The following is a 16,390-nucleotide window of genomic DNA, read 5'->3' as shown; positions in this document are numbered from 1 at the left end:
CTGCATAATGTTCACCAGAAAAACGTAAGCGGCTCCGCGTTTATACCATTGTAGTCTTCTCATTTATTCGTACCTTTGCACCATCATTTTAAAATCAAACAAATTATGACAGCAAACGAACGTTTTGAGAAGGCTTGGGATTCCTTCTTAGTCTATCTGAATCGAAACCCCAAGGCCCAACTTACTCCTTTCTTGAAGGAAAGACATGTAAATCATCGCACCATGATGAACTGGATGTGCGAAAAAGGATATTCTGTTTTGCGTGCCAAAAAGGAAATCCGCCAAGCCCAGGAGGCAGCCCGCAGAGAAAAAGCAGAAGCATCTGCATCAAGTACAGGCATGATGTTCGTGCCTATGGAACCTCCTACCATAGATCTGCCTATGGAAGACCTCCTTTATGGCATAAACATAACCTTTCCAAATGGAACTTTGGTTTCCGTTAAAAAAGGATGTGCTAAGTCTGTTATGGCGTTGATGAAACTTTATGAGAAGGAGGATGCAGGATGTTTGGATTGAATGAGAGTACCCAGTACTATGTCTGCCAGAGATACGTACGAATGAACATGGGCATAAATGGCTTGTATCAGATAGTGAGAACCGAGATGGAACTTCCGCCACTTGGTGGTGCGGTATTCATCTTCTTCTCCAAGAACCGCCAGCAGGTAAAAATGCTCAAGTGGGATGGCGATGGTTTCTTGCTGTACCAGAAGCGATTGGAGCGAGGAACCTTTGAATTACCATTCTTTGACCCCAAGAACAAACAATGCAAAATGCCGTACAGGACACTATCGGCCATCATGAGCGGAATTTGCCTAAAAAGCATGAAATATAGAAAGAGACTCAATCTATAGTAGTAGTAAGATAACCCTAATATGTTGTGTATCAATAAAATAACTAAAAATAATATATAAGAACATTTGCATATCTCGATATTTTTTCGTACCTTTGCACTATGAAAAAGGACGAAATTATAGAGCTTCTAAAGGAGCAACTAAAAGTTGCTAATGATACAGTGAGTTCGTTGACTGCACAGGTCAACGAACTCATTGAACGTATAAAGTCACTTGAAGAACTACTCGTCCAGAAAGGAATCGCCATTGACAAAGCGAATCGTCAGAACAAGGCACTCGGCAAGCTCGTTTCAGGCAAGAAGTCCGAACGTCAGGAAAAGAATCCACAAGCCTCGATGACGCAGGAGGAATTTGACAAGAAGGAAAAAGAGCAGGCCGAAAAGAGAAAGGCACGCAAAAACAACGGTGCCAGGCGTGACATGCATTACGAGATGAAAGAGGTGCATGTTACGATAGATCCAGTCATGGATGCAGAGTTTTTGAAGACGTTGCGTCTCTTCGGAACTCGTACCTGTATACGTTACAGCATGGAACCCATCAAATTCATCAAGACCGTGTATCACATCAACACTTATACTGATGGAAGTATCATGTATCCGGGGAAAACTCCGCCGGCTCTGTTGTTGAATTCTTCCTATTCACCTTCCTTTGCAGCAGGACTCCTGCAGATGCGATACATCTATTCCATGCCGGTAGAGCGAATTATCAAATACTTTGCCGACAATGGGTTTACGTTAAGGAAAGCCACGGCAAACAAACTGATTGCCAGAAGTGCCGATGTACTGGAAAACTTCTATAAGGCTATCTGCCAAGTAGTGTTGCAGCAGGATTATGTCTCGGCAGACGAGACATACCATAAAGTGCTGTTAACCAAGACAAAGCCTACAGACAAGGGTTCGAAGAAAGGCTACTTCTGGGCTGTAAGTGCGCCTAAACTGGGACTTGTCTTCTTCGTATATGAGGATGGATCACGCTCTGAGCAGGTCATACTTAACGTATTCTCTGATTATAAAGGTACCATACAGAGTGATGCGTATGCTCCTTACCGGAAACTGGAGTCGGATGCTTATCCGGACATCATGAGAATCGCCTGCCTACAGCATGTCAAGAGAGATTTCGTCGACTGCGGCAAGGAAGACAAGGATGCTCAGGAAGTCGTAGATATCCTCAACAGATTTTATCGAGAAGACAAAAAACATAAGGTTGGGGTAAATGGATGGACCGTTGAAGACCATCTTGCCTATCGGCAGTCATATGCACCGGACATTTTACAGGATTTATTGGAGAAACTGGAGGAAATATCTTCCAGGAAAGATTTGCTGCCCAAGTCTACCTTGGCGCAGGCGGTCGGTTATGCCCTTAATGAATATAATGCCATTTGTGACATCTTCAAAAGAGGTGATACGGCTCTCGATAACAACTATATTGAGAGAATCCAGAGGTACATATCACTATCAAGAAGAAACTCAATGTTCTTTGGTTCGCACGAAGGAGCAAGCCGGGCGGCTATCCTATATTCTATAGCCATCTCATGCAGGCTGAATGGCATTAATCTGTTTGAATACATATGCGACGTAATAGAAAAGACTGTAGAATGGCAACCCAATACCCCATTGGAAAAATATAGAAACTTACTTCCTGACCGATGGAAAAAGCAGTAACAGCATTAGTTTAATCAGCTGTTACTGCTTTTTTTTGAATTATGCAAGGTATAAACGCGGAGCCGCTTACAGAAAAACATGATAGATAACCCCAAATCGTGAGGGATAGCGTGATGGATTTTGTAAACATTTCGTCAATCTATCACGCTTAACAAAAGAGATAATAACCTCATTATCAAGCAATTAAAGTTTCAAAAAAGGGAAAACGTGAGGGATGTGAGGGATAAAACAGATCTTAAACTAAAAAATAGCACGGACAATTTGATTTGTCCGTGTTATTATTTCTTCTTATTTTAAAAACACCCCGTATAACGGCATGTTGGTGATATTAGCCTGCTGACGATAAGGCAACATAGAATAACGGATGGCTGAAATATCCGGATGCTCCATCAGATAATGATGAAGGGAGGTTGCCTTGACGCTTGTACCCCCTTTTACCTCAACAGGCAATAAGACACCATCACGCTGAATCAGAAAATCCATTTCCATACGAGAAGTATCGGAACTGTAATAATAGATATGCTGCAATCCGGATGCAAGCAACTGCTGCAACACATACTGTTCCGTAAAAGCTCCTTTATATTCAGTAAATACCGCATCACCCAAAAGAACCTCCTTGGCAGACGTATCAGCCATCGCGCCCATCAAACCGCAATCGCATAAATAGAGCTTAAACGCCGATAAATCTTCATAAAACTTCAGAGGCAACTCCGGCTTCGATACCTTTGTTATCTTATACACCAGTCCAGCATCCACCAGCCACCGGATGGCAAGTTCAAATTCCTTGGCCCTACCGCCCTTCTTCAACACGCCATAGACAAACTTTTTGTTCTCCTTCGACAACTGCCCCAGAATGGATTGCCAAACCATATCAATTCGGGGCACTTCCTGCGATGGAGCATGCTTGGAGAAATCACTGGCATAGTTGGAAAGAATCTCGTTCTGCAGGCTGCGCACCTGATTGAGCAACTTATTTTCAGCAAAAGCATTTACCACTTCGGGCATGCCACCTACATAATAATATTGTCGCAGCAAGTCCTTCAGTTTTTCGTGAAAAGCATTCATCAGTTCATAATCATGGCTGTGCATCAGCTTCAGCAACTGCTCCTCGCCCATCGCCATGAGGAATTCCTCGAAATCCATCGGAAAGAGACGCAAAGTCTGCACCTTGCCTACAGGAAACGAGACTCCTGCATGCAAAGCAACTCCCAGCAGAGAACCAGCTACTACAATATGATATTCCGGGGCATCTTCACAGAAATATTTCAAAGCCTCTAAAGCCTGCGGGAATGCCTGCACTTCATCCAGAAAAATAAGAGTTTTGCCTGGAATAATATCTACCCCAGTCAAAGCACTTAAACCCTGAATGATTCTGGCAACGTCAAAATCGCCCGAATAGATAGCTTGCAGGTTTACATTCCTATCGCAACTTACGTAAGCCAGACTGTCAAATTCCTGCCTACCGAATTCCTTAAGGACATAAGTCTTTCCACATTGTCGTACACCATTAAGAATCAATGGCTTGTGGTGCTCCTGACTTTTCCATTCCAGAAGCTGTTCATATACCTTTCTCTTCATACCTTTACACTTTTAGACACATGAAAATGTCAGAACGATACACTTTTCGACACATGAAACCATGCTATCGTTACACTTTCTGACACATAAAACCTGCGCAAAGATACACTTTTCGACACATAAAACCAAAATTCCGCTGCCTTTTCCGAGATTCATTAAGACTATTTAACCCAAGTTGTTTTGCCCCATACGCCCTGAAAGGGCAGAAGCTCCTAGCCCAGGGAGGGCACTGAAAAAGTCCCTTCATGGGTTATGTTAGTTTAACATTCGATCTTTGAAATAGTGTACCCAAAAGTTGCATATGTGCAATATTTTTTGTATCTTTGTAGAAAAATACAAGGATTATGCTAGAGCAACAACAGACCATATCATTCAGTGATTATTCAAGTTTGTATGACTTGATTATCCCAAAAGACAACCTGCTCCGCCAGATTACTGACCTGGTGGACTTTAGTTTCGTATACCAGGAATTGCAGGACAAGTATTGTCATGACAATGGTCGTACAGCAGAGAGTCCTATCCGTATGTTTAAGTATCTTCTTTTAAAGGTAATCTATGACATATCGGATGTTGATGTTGTTGAACGTACTCGCTATGATATGTCGTTTAAGTACTTCTTGGGATTAACTCCTGAGGAGACTAATCTGATTAATCCTAGTTCCTTGACCAAATTCCGTCGACTTCGCCTGAAGAATATGGACCTGTTGGATCTTCTTATCAAGAAGACTGTTTCTATTGCTATAGAAGCAGGTGTCCTCAAGTCTAGAACCATCATTGTTGATGCAACCCATACGCATTCTCGTTCCAACCCTATCAGTGCAGCAAAGAGTTTGGAGTATTATTGCAAGGCCGTAATCAAGGTCGTTAATTCTGTAGATGACAGCATGGAATTGCCTGAGCTTCCAAAAGAAAAGAAGTATTCTTCTATCATGACTGCAGCCAAAACGATAGTTGCTACGGTGGAAGCTGATGCTGCAACTGCCAATATGCCTGCAGTCAAGGAGCGTCTCAATATGCTGAAAGAAACCATTTCAGACGCAGAGACCCGAGGCGTAATATCAAAGGATGAGGATGCCCGTACAGGACATAAAACAGCGCATTCTTCATTCTTTGGCTATAAGACGCATATAGCTATGAGCGATGAGAGAATTATCACCGCAGCTACCGTCACCTCCGGCGAGAAGGGTGATGGACAGCAATTGCCAGAATTGATAAAAAAGACAGAGGAAGCAGGAATGGAAGTTGATTCCATAGTAGCAGATAAGGCATATTCCAGCAAGGAGAATCTCAAAATGGCAAAGGAAAACAATATGCGCCTCTCTGCTCGTTTAAGCTCTGTAATTGACGGTAATCGAACAAACAAACTCCCTTTTGAATACAACAAGGATGCAGATCTGTACGTCTGCCCAGCAGGGCATCTGGCGAAATGGAAAGAGATGAATTATCGCAAAAATGACAAGCGTCACAGAAACTCCAGCATTACCTATTATTTTGATGTGGACAAATGCAAGGTCTGTCCATTACGTGAAGGTTGCTACAAGGAAGGAGCCAAGACAAAAACATATGCGATTACCATCAAATCGGATGAACAGTTGGAGCAAATCGAATATCAAAAAACAGAAGAGTTTATAAATCTTCAGAGGAAACGATACAAGATAGAAGCCAAAAACTCCGAACTTAAGAATGTCTTAGGATATGACAGAGCCCTGTCATACGGTTTGTCGTGCATGGAAATGCAGGGAGCTTTGACTATTTTCGCTGCAAATGTGAAGAGAATCATCAAATTGATGCAAAATGCATAAGGGGGGAAGTAGATTTCTCTATATATTGCCGAATTAAACGCCAGAAACGCTATAGAAAGCTATTTGGGGCTATATTCCTGTCCAAAAAAGTATTCCACTTTTAAAAGATGAAATGCTTCTTGGACAAGAATTAAAGTTCAAAAACAAGCTATGCAACTTAAAATTGGGTACCTTTTTCAGTGCCCTCCCAGGGCATCGCCCTGGGTATAATAGCAATCAGCAAGGCGCCCTGTAAGGGCAAAAGCTTTATGTTTACCTTGGAGTTTTAAAGCTTTTGCCCTTACAGGGCGACAGGTTTGTGTTCGTAATTACCCAGGGCGTTGCCCTGGGCTAGGAGCTTCTGCCCTTTCAGGGCGTGTGGGGACATGATGGTGTTCTGAAGCCTTGGGCGTGTGGGGACATGATGGTGTTCTGAAACCTTGGGCGTGTGAAGCTTACATGCGAAACTTGAATTAAATTTCTTTTTCCTTATAAATCAAATTATTGGCTCCGCTCGTAATCTTCAGAGCCTCAGGATGTTCCTTAATAAAACTGTTGATGTGGCGAACTCGCTTCTCTTCCAAAATCTCATCGATGGCGATGAGGATACCGGTCTCCTCTACATCACCAAAACCATAGTTGATGGCGGTACCGAAAAGCTTCATCGTAGGACTCAGACTCATGTAGGCATTAACAAGAGGAGGGATATTATAACCCAACTTGCGAACTTCACGGTTCAGGATGCGATAGTCTGCCTTGAAGTCATCTTCTGTAAAGATAGCAGCCAAATCACTCTCCGGAGTATCCAATTTCAGCGGTTTCATCGGGATTACGAGGTTCTCCTTGTCATCAAAATGCTTCTTGAGGAAATAGAGAATCATGTCGCGGCCACGACGGATGTAAGACGGATACATCGTCATCTTGCCGAAGAAATATTTTACTTCCGGATAGAGAACCGTCAAAGCGCCCAAACCATCCCAGAGATTGTCGAGAGCAAAGATGCTCTTGGTGTTGGTACGCACATTCTGATATTCGAGTGAAACGAAGGAACGCCCCAACTCTACGGTATAAGGCATATACTCCTTGAGGAACTTGTCGGAGAAATGGAACATGTGGCTGGTTGCCAGCTTAGGCTGTCCCTTCTCATCGAGCTCCCAGTCCTTACCCAAGAGATAACGGTAACCGCCGATAATCTCATCGGCTTCAGGATTCCAGACAATCAGCTGCTTGTAACAGTTGTCACCAAAGTCGAACTCATCAAGATCCATAGATTTGCCCGTTCCGCCTCCCGCTTCGCGGAAAGCGATTTCACGAAGTCGACCAATCTCTTTCAGCACATTAGGCGAATCATTTGCCGTAACGACGTAAATCTCGTTATGGCTCTTATTGGTCATTCTCAGTTGTTTGTCGGGTGTAAGCTCGCTTTTCAGGAGCTCACGGTCAATCGGTTGGATGATTTCTTCTTCCATATTACTCTTCTTATATGCTATGATTCTACGATTTCGTTAATATAAAACAATTCTTCCGGGTTTTGCAAACCATTAAAGTTCATAAACCCTGTCTTCAACATACTGCGCCCACTCGGTAGCCGACTTGCTCTTATCAAAAGTCTGCCAAGGAATCGGTTTGCCGATGGAGATGCGGAAATGCTTGCCCACATTCCTGTACATCTCGTCAACCAGGAACAGCATGGCGAGATTGAACGGCAGATACATGTCGCTAAATCGGGCGATGCGGTAGAAACGCTCAGAGTTGCGCCCTCCGAAATGGATAGGCACCACATCGCGCTGATATTCTACACTCTTAGAGATAAACGTCTTCTTCCAAGGCAGGTCGTGGATAGTTCCATCCTTGCGCTTGCGGCTGTTTAAGCCTGCCGGAAACATCAGCATGTGGTTGTCACTCTTGAAGCCCGCCTCCACCATACGTGGGAAATCGCGGCTCTGGCGACCCGTCTTGTTGATGCCGATACTTACAGGTTTCAAACCCGGCAAGTTGAGCAGAAGATCATTCACCAGATAGCGGAACTTTCCATCATAGTGCTTGCCGATGATAGAACCGAGACATACGCCGTCCTGTCCGCCCAGAGGATGATTGGAAACAAAGGTATAGAGTTTGCCGTCGTTCTTGTCAGGCAGGTTTTCCAAGCCTACGATTTCAACATCCATCTTCAGATAGCGCACACATTCGGTGAGCCATTCAGTACCCGAAAGGCCACGGCTCTCCCACAAGAACATGTTCACCTCGTCCTCGTGAATAATCTTCTTGAGCCAGGAAACCAGGAAGCGCGGTACGAATTTCACCTTGCTTCCCATCTTGCTCTTAAGAATCTTATCTATGTCTATCGTTTTCTCTATTGATTCACTCATGTTTGCTAAAACTTATATAAGTTAGTGCAAAAGTAACTCAACTTTTTCAAATACGTGCCATTTTTTCCAAAAAAATAGCAAAAAAGCGAAAATTTATTAGTTTTTTTAAACTATCACGACAAATCGAGCCCATTTTGCACGTATTTTTGCAAAAACATCACACTTGATGAGAACAAAAAGGCGATGCCCGAAACTGGAAGGTGAAGTTGACCAAAAACAACTTTTTCATTAAGTTTTATAAATTTTGTGGGAAAATGTAAGGCTATATGGAGATTTTTATGTACCTTTGAACCCAAATTTATACACTAATAAGTACGCACGCAATATTATAACGCGATAAGACAGCAAAAAGATATATGATAAAGACAGCAGAAACATATCACGTACCGGTACTCCTCAAGGAGAGCGTTGACGGGTTGAACATACAGCCAGGAGGCATCTATGTAGACGTAACCTTCGGTGGTGGCGGACACTCCAGAGAGATTCTGTCGCGCCTGACGGAGGGAGCGCACCTGTACAGCTTCGACCAGGATGCCGATGCAGAACGCAACGTGGTGGCAAACGAGAACTTCACCTTCGTATGCTCCAACTTCAGATTCCTGAAAAACTGGATGCGCTACTACGGGGTGGACGGACTCGACGGACTGTTAGCCGACCTGGGCGTATCAAGCCATCACTTCGATGACGAAACCCGCGGTTTCTCCTTCCGTTTCGACTCCCCACTCGACATGCGCATGAACAAGCGTGCTGGCAAGACTGCTGCCGACATCGTAAACGAATATGACGAAGGTGCCCTTGCCGACATCTTCTACCTATACGGTGAGCTGAAGAACTCGCGCCGCATCGCCTCGGCACTCGTCAAGGCAAGAGCCGAGAAGTCCATCCTCACCACCAAAGACTTCATGGCAGCCGTAGAGCCCCTCTTCAAACGGGAACGCGAGAAGAAAGACATGGCAAAGCTCTTCCAGGCGCTGCGCATAGAAGTGAACCACGAGATGGACGCCCTGAAAGAGATGCTCCGCTCAGCCACGGAACTTCTGAAACCGGGAGGCCGACTCAGCGTCATCACCTATCACTCGCTGGAAGACAGAATCGTAAAGAACATGATGAAAGCGGGCAATGCAGAAGGCAAGATAGAGCAGGACTTCTTCGGAAGAATAGAAACCCCTTTCAAACTCGTGAACAACAAGGTTATCGTTCCCGATGCCGACGAGCAGGAAAGAAACCCTAGGAGCAGAAGCGCCAAACTAAGAATAGCAGAAAAGAAATGATAAACGATAAAGACATAAACATCAGTGAGAAGCCTATAGCCGAAGAAAAGGCACAGGCATCACAGGAACCGCCGAAGCAGGAAACTCCGCAGCAGGAGCCACAGCAGCAGGAGGCTCCACAGGCTTCGCTCAAGGAAGTGATTGCCAAGCAAGCCATTGAGGAAGAGGCTTCAGGATCATCGAGCTTTACGCTGCGAAAGATTCTGGGTGGAGACATTCTTACCGCACAAATCATACGCCGGCAGATATGGCTCGTTATCCTCATCGTGTTTTTTGTCATTATCTACATATCCAACCGATACAATATCCAGAACGATATCATCGAGTTGGACAAACTGCAGAAAGAACTGCAAGACACCAAATACAAAGCGCTGTCTACAAGCAGCCAGATAACAGAGAAGAGTCGTGAAAGTAATGTGCTCGACATGCTGAAAAACAACAAAGACAGCGTGCTGCACATCGCTACCCAACCTCCATACATCATAAACGTACCCGAAGAATGAGCAGCAAATTTGATCATAAGAAAGTAATGCCCCGCTACAGCGCCATCGCCATCATCATGACGATTTTCGCCATAGCCGTAGTGGGTAAAGCGCTCTACATCATGACCGCCAAGCATGATTACTGGATGAAGGTGGCAGAACGGCAGAAGAAGGATTCCGTGACCGTAAAGCCAAACCGAGGCAACATCTTGAGCTGCACAGGACAGCTGATGGCAAGTTCGCTGCCGGAGTTTAAGGTTTTCATGGACTTCAAGGCGCTGAAAGATGCAGAAAACGACTCGCTGTGGGATGCCAAGCAAGACTCCATCTGTCTTTGCCTGCACCAGATATTCCCGAACCTGAGCGAGTCTGATTTCAAGAAGCACCTCACCGAAGGTCGCGCCAAGATGAGCCGCCACTGGCCGGTTTATCCGAAGCGTGTAGACTATAACACCTTCACCGAGATAAAGGACATCCCTGTATTCCGCCTGAAACCCTACCAGAGCGGTTTCCACTGGGAAGAATATAATGCCCGAACCAGAACTTACGGTTCGCTGGCAGGCCGTACCATCGGAGCCATGTATGGCGCCAAGGATACCGCCCGCTTCGGTCTGGAGCTGAGTTACGACTCCATCCTGCGAGGCACCAACGGTATCGTGCATCGCCGCAAGGTGCGCAACAAGTTCCTCGACATTACCGATACCCCTCCTATTGACGGAGCCGATATCGTGACCACCATTGATGTGAGCATACAAGACCTTGCCGAACGCTCACTCATCGACGAGCTGAAGGAAATCAACGCCAATGTGGGTGTAGCCATCGTAATGGATGTACCTACGGGCGACATCAAGGCCATCGTAAACATGGAGAAATGTTTCGACGGCGAATACAGAGAAATCCACAACCATGCCGTGAGCGACCTTCTGGAGCCAGGTTCGGTGTTCAAGCCAGCCTCTATCCTCGTAGCGCTGGACGACGGAGTGGTAGACACCACCTATCATGTAGAAACCGGTGGCGGTATATGGCCGATGTACGGCAGAGAAATGAAAGACCACAACTGGCGAAAAGGCGGATACGGAATGCTGACCCTCGCACAGACCCTGTGGTACAGTTCGAACATCGGTGTGAGCCGCATCATAGACGACCATTACCGCAACAACCCGGAGAAATTCGTAAAGGGTATCTACCGTACCGGTCTGCACGACGACCTGAAGATTCCGCTGGTGGGAGCAACGCCAGCCAGAATCCGCATGCCGCACAGAAACAAGAACGGACAGTATGACAACTGGGCAAAGACCAGTTTGCCATGGATGAGTATCGGATATGAGACCCAGATACCGCCTATCTCTACCCTCACCTTCTACAACACCATCGCCAACAACGGCAAGATGATGCGACCAAGATTCGTGAGCAAGGTAATGAAGAACGGAGAAACCATCATGGAATTTCCTCCTGAAGTGATGCGCCAGCAGATAGCCAAGGAGAAGAGCATCAAGGAACTGCAAACCATCCTGGAGCAGGTAGTAAGCGTGGGACTGGGAAAGAAAGCCGGTTCGCCTAACTTCAAAGTGGCAGGAAAGACCGGTACAGCCCAGATTTCAAAAGGTGCCGGTGGATATAAGAGTGGCGGAACCAGCTATCTCATCAGTTTCGCGGGCTACTTCCCTGCCGATGCGCCACGCTACAGCTGTATCGTCTGCATACAGAAATCCGGTTTGCCTGCTTCGGGCGGTACGATGTGCGGTAAGGTCTTCCATGAGATTTCAGAAGGCATCATGGCGCAGAGTCTGAAAGTTGACGTAAAGGACGCCCGCGACTCAGCATCGGTCTTCGTTCCTGACGTAAAGGCAGGCAATATCCTTGCTGCCAACTATGTGCTCAGCCACCTCGGCATCAAGACCAATGCCAACTGGAGTGGCAGCTATGCCGACGGCAACCCTATCTGGGGCAAGGCAGAGCGCGTGGGTAACCACAGCATCAAGCTCATCAGGGAGAAGCAATACGGCAAGACGATCGTACCCGACGTTACCGGAATGGGAGCCCGAGACGCTATCTACAATATGGAGAGCCGGGGCATCAAGACCCAGATTACAGGTAGAGGAAAGGTAGTAAAGCAGAGTCTGGTGCCGGGAACGGTCATCAAGAAAGGTGCCGTATGCAGCATTGTGCTTGAATAAAACTCAGAAACAGTTATCTGAAACCCTATATATAATAAGGTGTAGATAAAGAAATATATAGAATATAAAACAGAAACAGGATATGAAGTTACAAGAATTACTCAAAAACATCGAGCCGGTTCAGATAATCGGCGATGCTGATGTAGAGGTTACGGGAGTAAACATCGACTCTCGCAAGATTAAGGAAGGTCATCTCTTCGTTGCCATGAAGGGAACGCAGGTTGACGGTCACAAGTTTATTCCAAAGGCATTGGAACTGGGCGCAAAGTCGGTTTTGTGCGAAGACATGCCTGAAGAGAAAGTTGAGGGCGTAACTTACATTCAGGTCGCTTCGACCGAGGATGCTGTCGGCAAGGTAGCAACCCTCTTCTACGGCGACCCTTCAAGAAAGCTCAAACTGGTAGGCGTAACAGGTACCAATGGTAAGACCACCATTGCCACCTTATTATATAATATGTTCCGCAAGTTCGGCCATAAGTGTGGTTTGCTCTCTACCGTCTGCAACTACATTGAGGACGAGGCTATCCCTGCCGACCATACCACCCCAGACCCTATCGAACTGAACATGCTCCTGGGCAAGATGGTAGAGGCTGGCTGCGAGTATGCCTTCATGGAGTGCTCTTCTCACGCCATCGCACAGAAGCGTATCGGAGGCCTGCAGTTTGCCGGAGGCTTGTTCACCAACCTGACCCGCGACCACCTCGATTACCACAAGACATTCGAGAACTACCGTAACGCCAAGAAGGCTTTCTTCGACGGACTGCCTAAGACTGCCTTTGCCATTACCAATGCCGACGACAAGAACGGCATGATCATGGTACAGAACACCAAGGCTACCGTGAAGACCTACTCTACCCGCAGCATGGCAGACTTCAGAGCCAGAATCCTGGAGTGTCACTTCGGCGGCATGTATCTGGAGATTGACGGCAGAGAAGTGGGCGTACAGTTCATCGGTAAGTTCAACGTGAGCAACCTGCTCGCCGTATATGGTGCAGCCATTATGCTCGGCAAGAAGCCAGAGGATGTACTCGTAGTGATGAGTACCCTTCACAGCGTAAGCGGAAGACTGGAACCAATCCAGTCGCCAGAAGGTTATACTGCCATTGTTGACTATGCCCATACACCAGATGCACTGGAGAACGTATTGAACGCCATCCACGAAGTGCTCGAAGGCAAGGGCGGAGAAGTCATCACCGTTTGCGGTGCCGGTGGCAACCGTGACAAGGGCAAGCGCCCATTGATGGCACAGGAGGCTGTAAAGCAGAGCGATAAGGTAATCATCACCAGCGACAACCCACGTTTCGAAGAGCCACAGGACATCATCAATGACATGCTTGCCGGACTCAATGCCCAGCAGATGAAGAAGGTAATCAGCATCGTAGACCGCAAGGAAGCCATCCGCACAGCCTGCATGCTGGCAAAGAAGGGCGACGTGATTCTCGTAGCCGGTAAGGGGCATGAAGATTACCAGGAGATCAAGGGCGTAAAGCACCACTTTGACGATAAGGAGGTGATTCGCGACATCTTCGGAATTTCACAGAAGTAAAATCAATCAAGAAAAGAAAGAAAAATGTTATACTATCTCTTTAGATTTCTGGAACAGTGGGGCATCACAGGTTCTCACATGTGGGGTTACATCTCATTCCGTGCCCTGCTTGCGCTGATTTTATCATTGGTAATCTCTGCCTGGTTCGGCGAGAAATTCATCAAGTATCTCAAGAGCAAGCAAATTACAGAGACACAGCGCGATGCCAGCATCGACCCGTTCGGTGTCAAGAAGATTGGTGTTCCTTCTATGGGTGGTGTCATCATCATCCTGGCTATCCTCGTACCGGTACTGTTACTCGGACGTTTGCGCAACATCTATCTGATCCTGATGATCATCACCACCGTATGGCTCGGCTTTCTCGGTGGAATGGACGACTTCATCAAGATATTCAAGCGCGACAAGGAGGGATTGAAGGGCAAATATAAGATTATAGGACAGATTGGCATCGGCCTGATCGTGGGACTGGTACTCTGGTCTTCACCTGATGTAAAGATGAACGAGAACCTCGCCATCGAGCAACAGGGACAGGAAACGGTGGTAAAGCATCGTACGGAAGCAAGAAAATCGCTGAAGACCACCATCCCATTCGTCAAGGGACACAACCTCGACTATTCCAGCATCACCAGTTTCTGCGGTAAGTACAAAGTAGCAGCAGGCTGGATTCTCTTCGTCATCATGACCATCTTCGTTGTAACAGCCGTATCAAACGGTGCCAACCTCAACGATGGTATGGACGGAATGTGTGCCGGAAACTCCGCCATCATAGGTGTGGCGCTAGGCATACTTGCGTATGTGTCGTCGCACATCGAGTTTGCCGCCTACCTCAATATCATGTATATTCCTGGTTCTGAGGAACTGGTAGTATTCTTCTGTGCCTTCATCGGAGCCCTCATCGGTTTCCTCTGGTACAACGCCTACCCTGCCCAGGTATTCATGGGCGATACGGGTTCGCTGACCATCGGCGGTATCATCGCAGTAGGTGCCATCATCATCCACAAGGAGCTGATGCTGCCTATCCTCTGCGGTATTTTCTTCGTAGAAAGCCTCAGCGTGATGATGCAGGTTTACTATTACAAGATAGGAAAGCGGAGAGGTGTGAAGCAGCGTATCTTCAAGCGCACACCTATCCACGACAACTTCCGCACACAGGACAGTCAGCTGGATCCTGACTGCAAGTATCTGTGGAAGAAGCCTCGCAACTGCTTCCATGAATCAAAGATTACCATCCGTTTCTGGATTGTAACCATCATTCTGGCAGCATTGACCATCATCACATTGAAGATCAGATAAAATACAGGCTCTTATCAGCCCGACAAGTATAGAGAATAAGACAATGAGCAAAATTGTAATTTTAGGAGCTGGCGAAAGTGGCGCAGGTGCAGCCGTGCTGGCAAAGAAAGAGGGATTCGAGGTCTTTGTTTCAGACATGTCAAAGATCAAGGATAACTACAAGAAGTTGATGGATGACCACAACATCGAATGGGAAGAAGGTCACCATACAGAAGAAAAGATTTTAGATGCAGATGAAGTCATCAAGAGTCCGGGTATTCCTAAGGAAGCACCTATGATACAGAAACTGATGGCTAAGGGTACACCTATCATCAGCGAAATAGAATTTGCGGGCAGATATACTGATGCCAAGATGATCTGTATCACGGGAAGTAACGGTAAGACAACCACTACCTCGCTGATTTACCACATCATCAAGTCGGCTGGCTATGATGTAGGTCTGGCAGGCAACATCGGAAAGAGTCTGGCCCTTCAGGTGGCTGAAACTCCTCATAAGTACTACGTCATCGAGCTGAGCAGTTTCCAGCTCGACAATATGTATGAGTTCCGTGCCAATGTGGCCATCCTGCTCAACATCACTCCAGACCATCTGGACCGCTATGAGTTTAAGATGCAGAACTATACCGATGCCAAGATGCGCATTACCCAGAACCAGACAGAAGAAGACAGTTTCATCTTCTGGAACGATGATCCTATCGTTACAAAGGAGCTGGCTAAGTACAACCTCAAGTCACATCTCTGCCCATTCTCTGAGTTCAAGGAGGAGGGTTGCGTTGGCTTTATCGAGGACGGCAAATACAAACTCAACTTCCCTTCAGACTTCGAAATGCCACAGGCAGACATGAGTCTACGCGGCAAGCACAACATCTATAACAGTCTGGCTGCAGGTCTGGCATGCAACATCGTAGGCATCGACCACGAGACCCTGCACAAAGGCTTGAGCGACTTCCCTGGTGTAGAGCACCGTCTGGAGAAAGTGGGCAAGTTCCAGGGTGTTTACTATGTGAACGATTCAAAGGCTACCAACGTAGATGCCTGCTGGTATGCGCTGGAGAGTATGACCACCCCTACCATCCTCATCATCGGCGGTAAGGATAAGGGAAATGACTATAACCAGATCAAGGACCTGGTAAAGGAGAAATGTGCTGGTATCGTATATCTCGGAGCCGACAACCAGAAGTTGCACGACAACTTTGACGCACTCGGCATCCCTGTACGCGACACTCACAGCATGAAGGATTGCGTGGCAGCCTGCCAGGAATTGGCAAAGCCGGGCGATACCGTACTCCTCAGTCCATGCTGCGCAAGTTTCGATCTCTTCAAGAACATGGAAGATAGAGGCGAGCAGTTTAAGGCGCTGGCAAGAGCTATCGGAGAATAA

At 46.6% G+C, this 16,390-nt stretch carries 13 protein-coding genes; 10 read left to right on the top strand and 3 right to left on the bottom strand.

Going from position 1 to position 16,390, the window contains the following annotated elements; all coding sequences use genetic code 11:
- Positions 1-105 precede the first annotated feature (105 nt).
- The 3 genes from KUA46_RS14025 (at position 106) to tnpC (ending at position 2,512) form a co-directional block, all read left to right on the top strand.
- A complete protein-coding gene (locus KUA46_RS14025; RefSeq protein WP_119237662.1) occupies positions 106-516 on the top strand; it encodes a hypothetical protein in 411 nt (136 codons plus the stop codon).
- Entirely contained in the window at positions 504-851 is a 348-nt protein-coding gene (tnpB, locus tag KUA46_RS14020; RefSeq protein ID WP_118189835.1) for an IS66 family insertion sequence element accessory protein TnpB, read from the top strand. Before KUA46_RS14025 ends, tnpB begins: the two co-directional genes overlap by 13 nt.
- A gap of 101 nt (positions 852-952) precedes the next feature.
- On the top strand, positions 953-2,512 hold the full coding sequence (tnpC, locus tag KUA46_RS14015) for an IS66 family transposase (protein WP_218487973.1): 1,560 nt from the start codon (positions 953-955) through the stop codon (positions 2,510-2,512).
- A 288-nt stretch (positions 2,513-2,800) separates the two neighbouring features.
- On the opposite strand, the gene KUA46_RS14010 is transcribed toward tnpC, so the two are convergent.
- The gene (locus tag KUA46_RS14010) at positions 2,801-4,090 is read right to left on the bottom strand and encodes an ATP-binding protein (protein ID WP_218487977.1); all 1,290 of its coding nucleotides are present in this window, start codon (positions 4,088-4,090) and stop codon (positions 2,801-2,803) included.
- Positions 4,091-4,434: 344 nt separating this feature from the next.
- Here KUA46_RS14010 and KUA46_RS14005 point away from each other — a divergent pair, with 344 nt between their 5' ends.
- A complete protein-coding gene (locus KUA46_RS14005; protein WP_218487978.1) occupies positions 4,435-5,892 on the top strand; it encodes an IS1182 family transposase in 1,458 nt (485 codons plus the stop codon).
- Between the two features lie 452 nt (positions 5,893-6,344).
- Here the strand turns inward: KUA46_RS14005 and KUA46_RS14000 are convergent, their stop codons facing one another.
- Positions 6,345-7,340: a GNAT family N-acetyltransferase gene (locus tag KUA46_RS14000; protein WP_218487459.1), complete on the bottom strand. Its 996-nt coding sequence runs from the start codon at positions 7,338-7,340 to the stop codon at positions 6,345-6,347.
- Between the two features lie 72 nt (positions 7,341-7,412).
- Complete coding sequence (locus KUA46_RS13995; protein WP_218487458.1) at positions 7,413-8,240, bottom strand: glycerol acyltransferase; 828 nt, start codon at positions 8,238-8,240, stop codon at positions 7,413-7,415.
- A 356-nt stretch (positions 8,241-8,596) separates the two neighbouring features.
- Here KUA46_RS13995 and rsmH point away from each other — a divergent pair, with 356 nt between their 5' ends.
- The 6 genes from rsmH to murD all read left to right on the top strand — a co-directional run bounded on the left by rsmH (position 8,597) and on the right by murD (position 16,390).
- Positions 8,597-9,511: a 16S rRNA (cytosine(1402)-N(4))-methyltransferase RsmH gene (gene rsmH, locus KUA46_RS13990; RefSeq protein WP_218433969.1), complete on the top strand. Its 915-nt coding sequence runs from the start codon at positions 8,597-8,599 to the stop codon at positions 9,509-9,511.
- On the top strand, positions 9,508-10,014 hold the full coding sequence (locus KUA46_RS13985; protein WP_153083273.1) for an FtsL-like putative cell division protein: 507 nt from the start codon (positions 9,508-9,510) through the stop codon (positions 10,012-10,014). Before rsmH ends, KUA46_RS13985 begins: the two co-directional genes overlap by 4 nt.
- Complete coding sequence (locus KUA46_RS13980; protein WP_153139144.1) at positions 10,011-12,170, top strand: penicillin-binding protein; 2,160 nt, start codon at positions 10,011-10,013, stop codon at positions 12,168-12,170. The genes KUA46_RS13985 and KUA46_RS13980 overlap by 4 nt, the downstream gene beginning before the upstream one ends.
- 82 nt (positions 12,171-12,252) lie before the next feature.
- Complete coding sequence (locus tag KUA46_RS13975) at positions 12,253-13,716, top strand: UDP-N-acetylmuramoyl-L-alanyl-D-glutamate--2,6-diaminopimelate ligase (protein ID WP_118067294.1); 1,464 nt, start codon at positions 12,253-12,255, stop codon at positions 13,714-13,716.
- 24 nt (positions 13,717-13,740) lie between these two features.
- Positions 13,741-15,009 (top strand): phospho-N-acetylmuramoyl-pentapeptide-transferase, encoded by a 1,269-nt coding sequence (gene mraY / locus KUA46_RS13970; RefSeq protein ID WP_117692957.1) that lies wholly within the window; start codon positions 13,741-13,743, stop codon positions 15,007-15,009.
- Positions 15,010-15,052: 43 nt separating this feature from the next.
- The gene (murD, locus tag KUA46_RS13965; RefSeq protein ID WP_022121281.1) at positions 15,053-16,390 is read left to right on the top strand and encodes a UDP-N-acetylmuramoyl-L-alanine--D-glutamate ligase; all 1,338 of its coding nucleotides are present in this window, start codon (positions 15,053-15,055) and stop codon (positions 16,388-16,390) included.

This window comes from Segatella copri (genome assembly GCF_019249765.2).
In the GTDB taxonomy this organism is placed as follows: domain Bacteria; phylum Bacteroidota; class Bacteroidia; order Bacteroidales; family Bacteroidaceae; genus Prevotella; species Prevotella copri_K.
The sequence above is the reverse complement of the archived record's forward strand: the minus strand, read 5'-3'. Positions and strand labels throughout refer to the sequence as shown.

Excerpts from the sequence above, each read along its gene's own strand:
- KUA46_RS14025 (WP_119237662.1), top strand. The coding sequence starts at position 106 with ATGACAGCAAACGAACGTTTTGAGAAGGCTTGGGATTCCTTCTTAGTC.
- tnpB (WP_118189835.1), top strand. The coding sequence starts at position 504 with ATGTTTGGATTGAATGAGAGTACCCAGTACTATGTCTGCCAGAGATAC.
- tnpC (WP_218487973.1), top strand. The coding sequence starts at position 953 with ATGAAAAAGGACGAAATTATAGAGCTTCTAAAGGAGCAACTAAAAGTT.
- KUA46_RS14010 (WP_218487977.1), bottom strand. The coding sequence starts at position 4,090 with ATGAAGAGAAAGGTATATGAACAGCTTCTGGAATGGAAAAGTCAGGAG.
- KUA46_RS14005 (WP_218487978.1), top strand. The coding sequence starts at position 4,435 with ATGCTAGAGCAACAACAGACCATATCATTCAGTGATTATTCAAGTTTG.
- KUA46_RS14000 (WP_218487459.1), bottom strand. The coding sequence starts at position 7,340 with ATGGAAGAAGAAATCATCCAACCGATTGACCGTGAGCTCCTGAAAAGC.
- KUA46_RS13995 (WP_218487458.1), bottom strand. The coding sequence starts at position 8,240 with ATGAGTGAATCAATAGAGAAAACGATAGACATAGATAAGATTCTTAAG.
- rsmH (WP_218433969.1), top strand. The coding sequence starts at position 8,597 with ATGATAAAGACAGCAGAAACATATCACGTACCGGTACTCCTCAAGGAG.
- KUA46_RS13985 (WP_153083273.1), top strand. The coding sequence starts at position 9,508 with ATGATAAACGATAAAGACATAAACATCAGTGAGAAGCCTATAGCCGAA.
- KUA46_RS13980 (WP_153139144.1), top strand. The coding sequence starts at position 10,011 with ATGAGCAGCAAATTTGATCATAAGAAAGTAATGCCCCGCTACAGCGCC.
- KUA46_RS13975 (WP_118067294.1), top strand. The coding sequence starts at position 12,253 with ATGAAGTTACAAGAATTACTCAAAAACATCGAGCCGGTTCAGATAATC.
- mraY (WP_117692957.1), top strand. The coding sequence starts at position 13,741 with ATGTTATACTATCTCTTTAGATTTCTGGAACAGTGGGGCATCACAGGT.
- murD (WP_022121281.1), top strand. The coding sequence starts at position 15,053 with ATGAGCAAAATTGTAATTTTAGGAGCTGGCGAAAGTGGCGCAGGTGCA.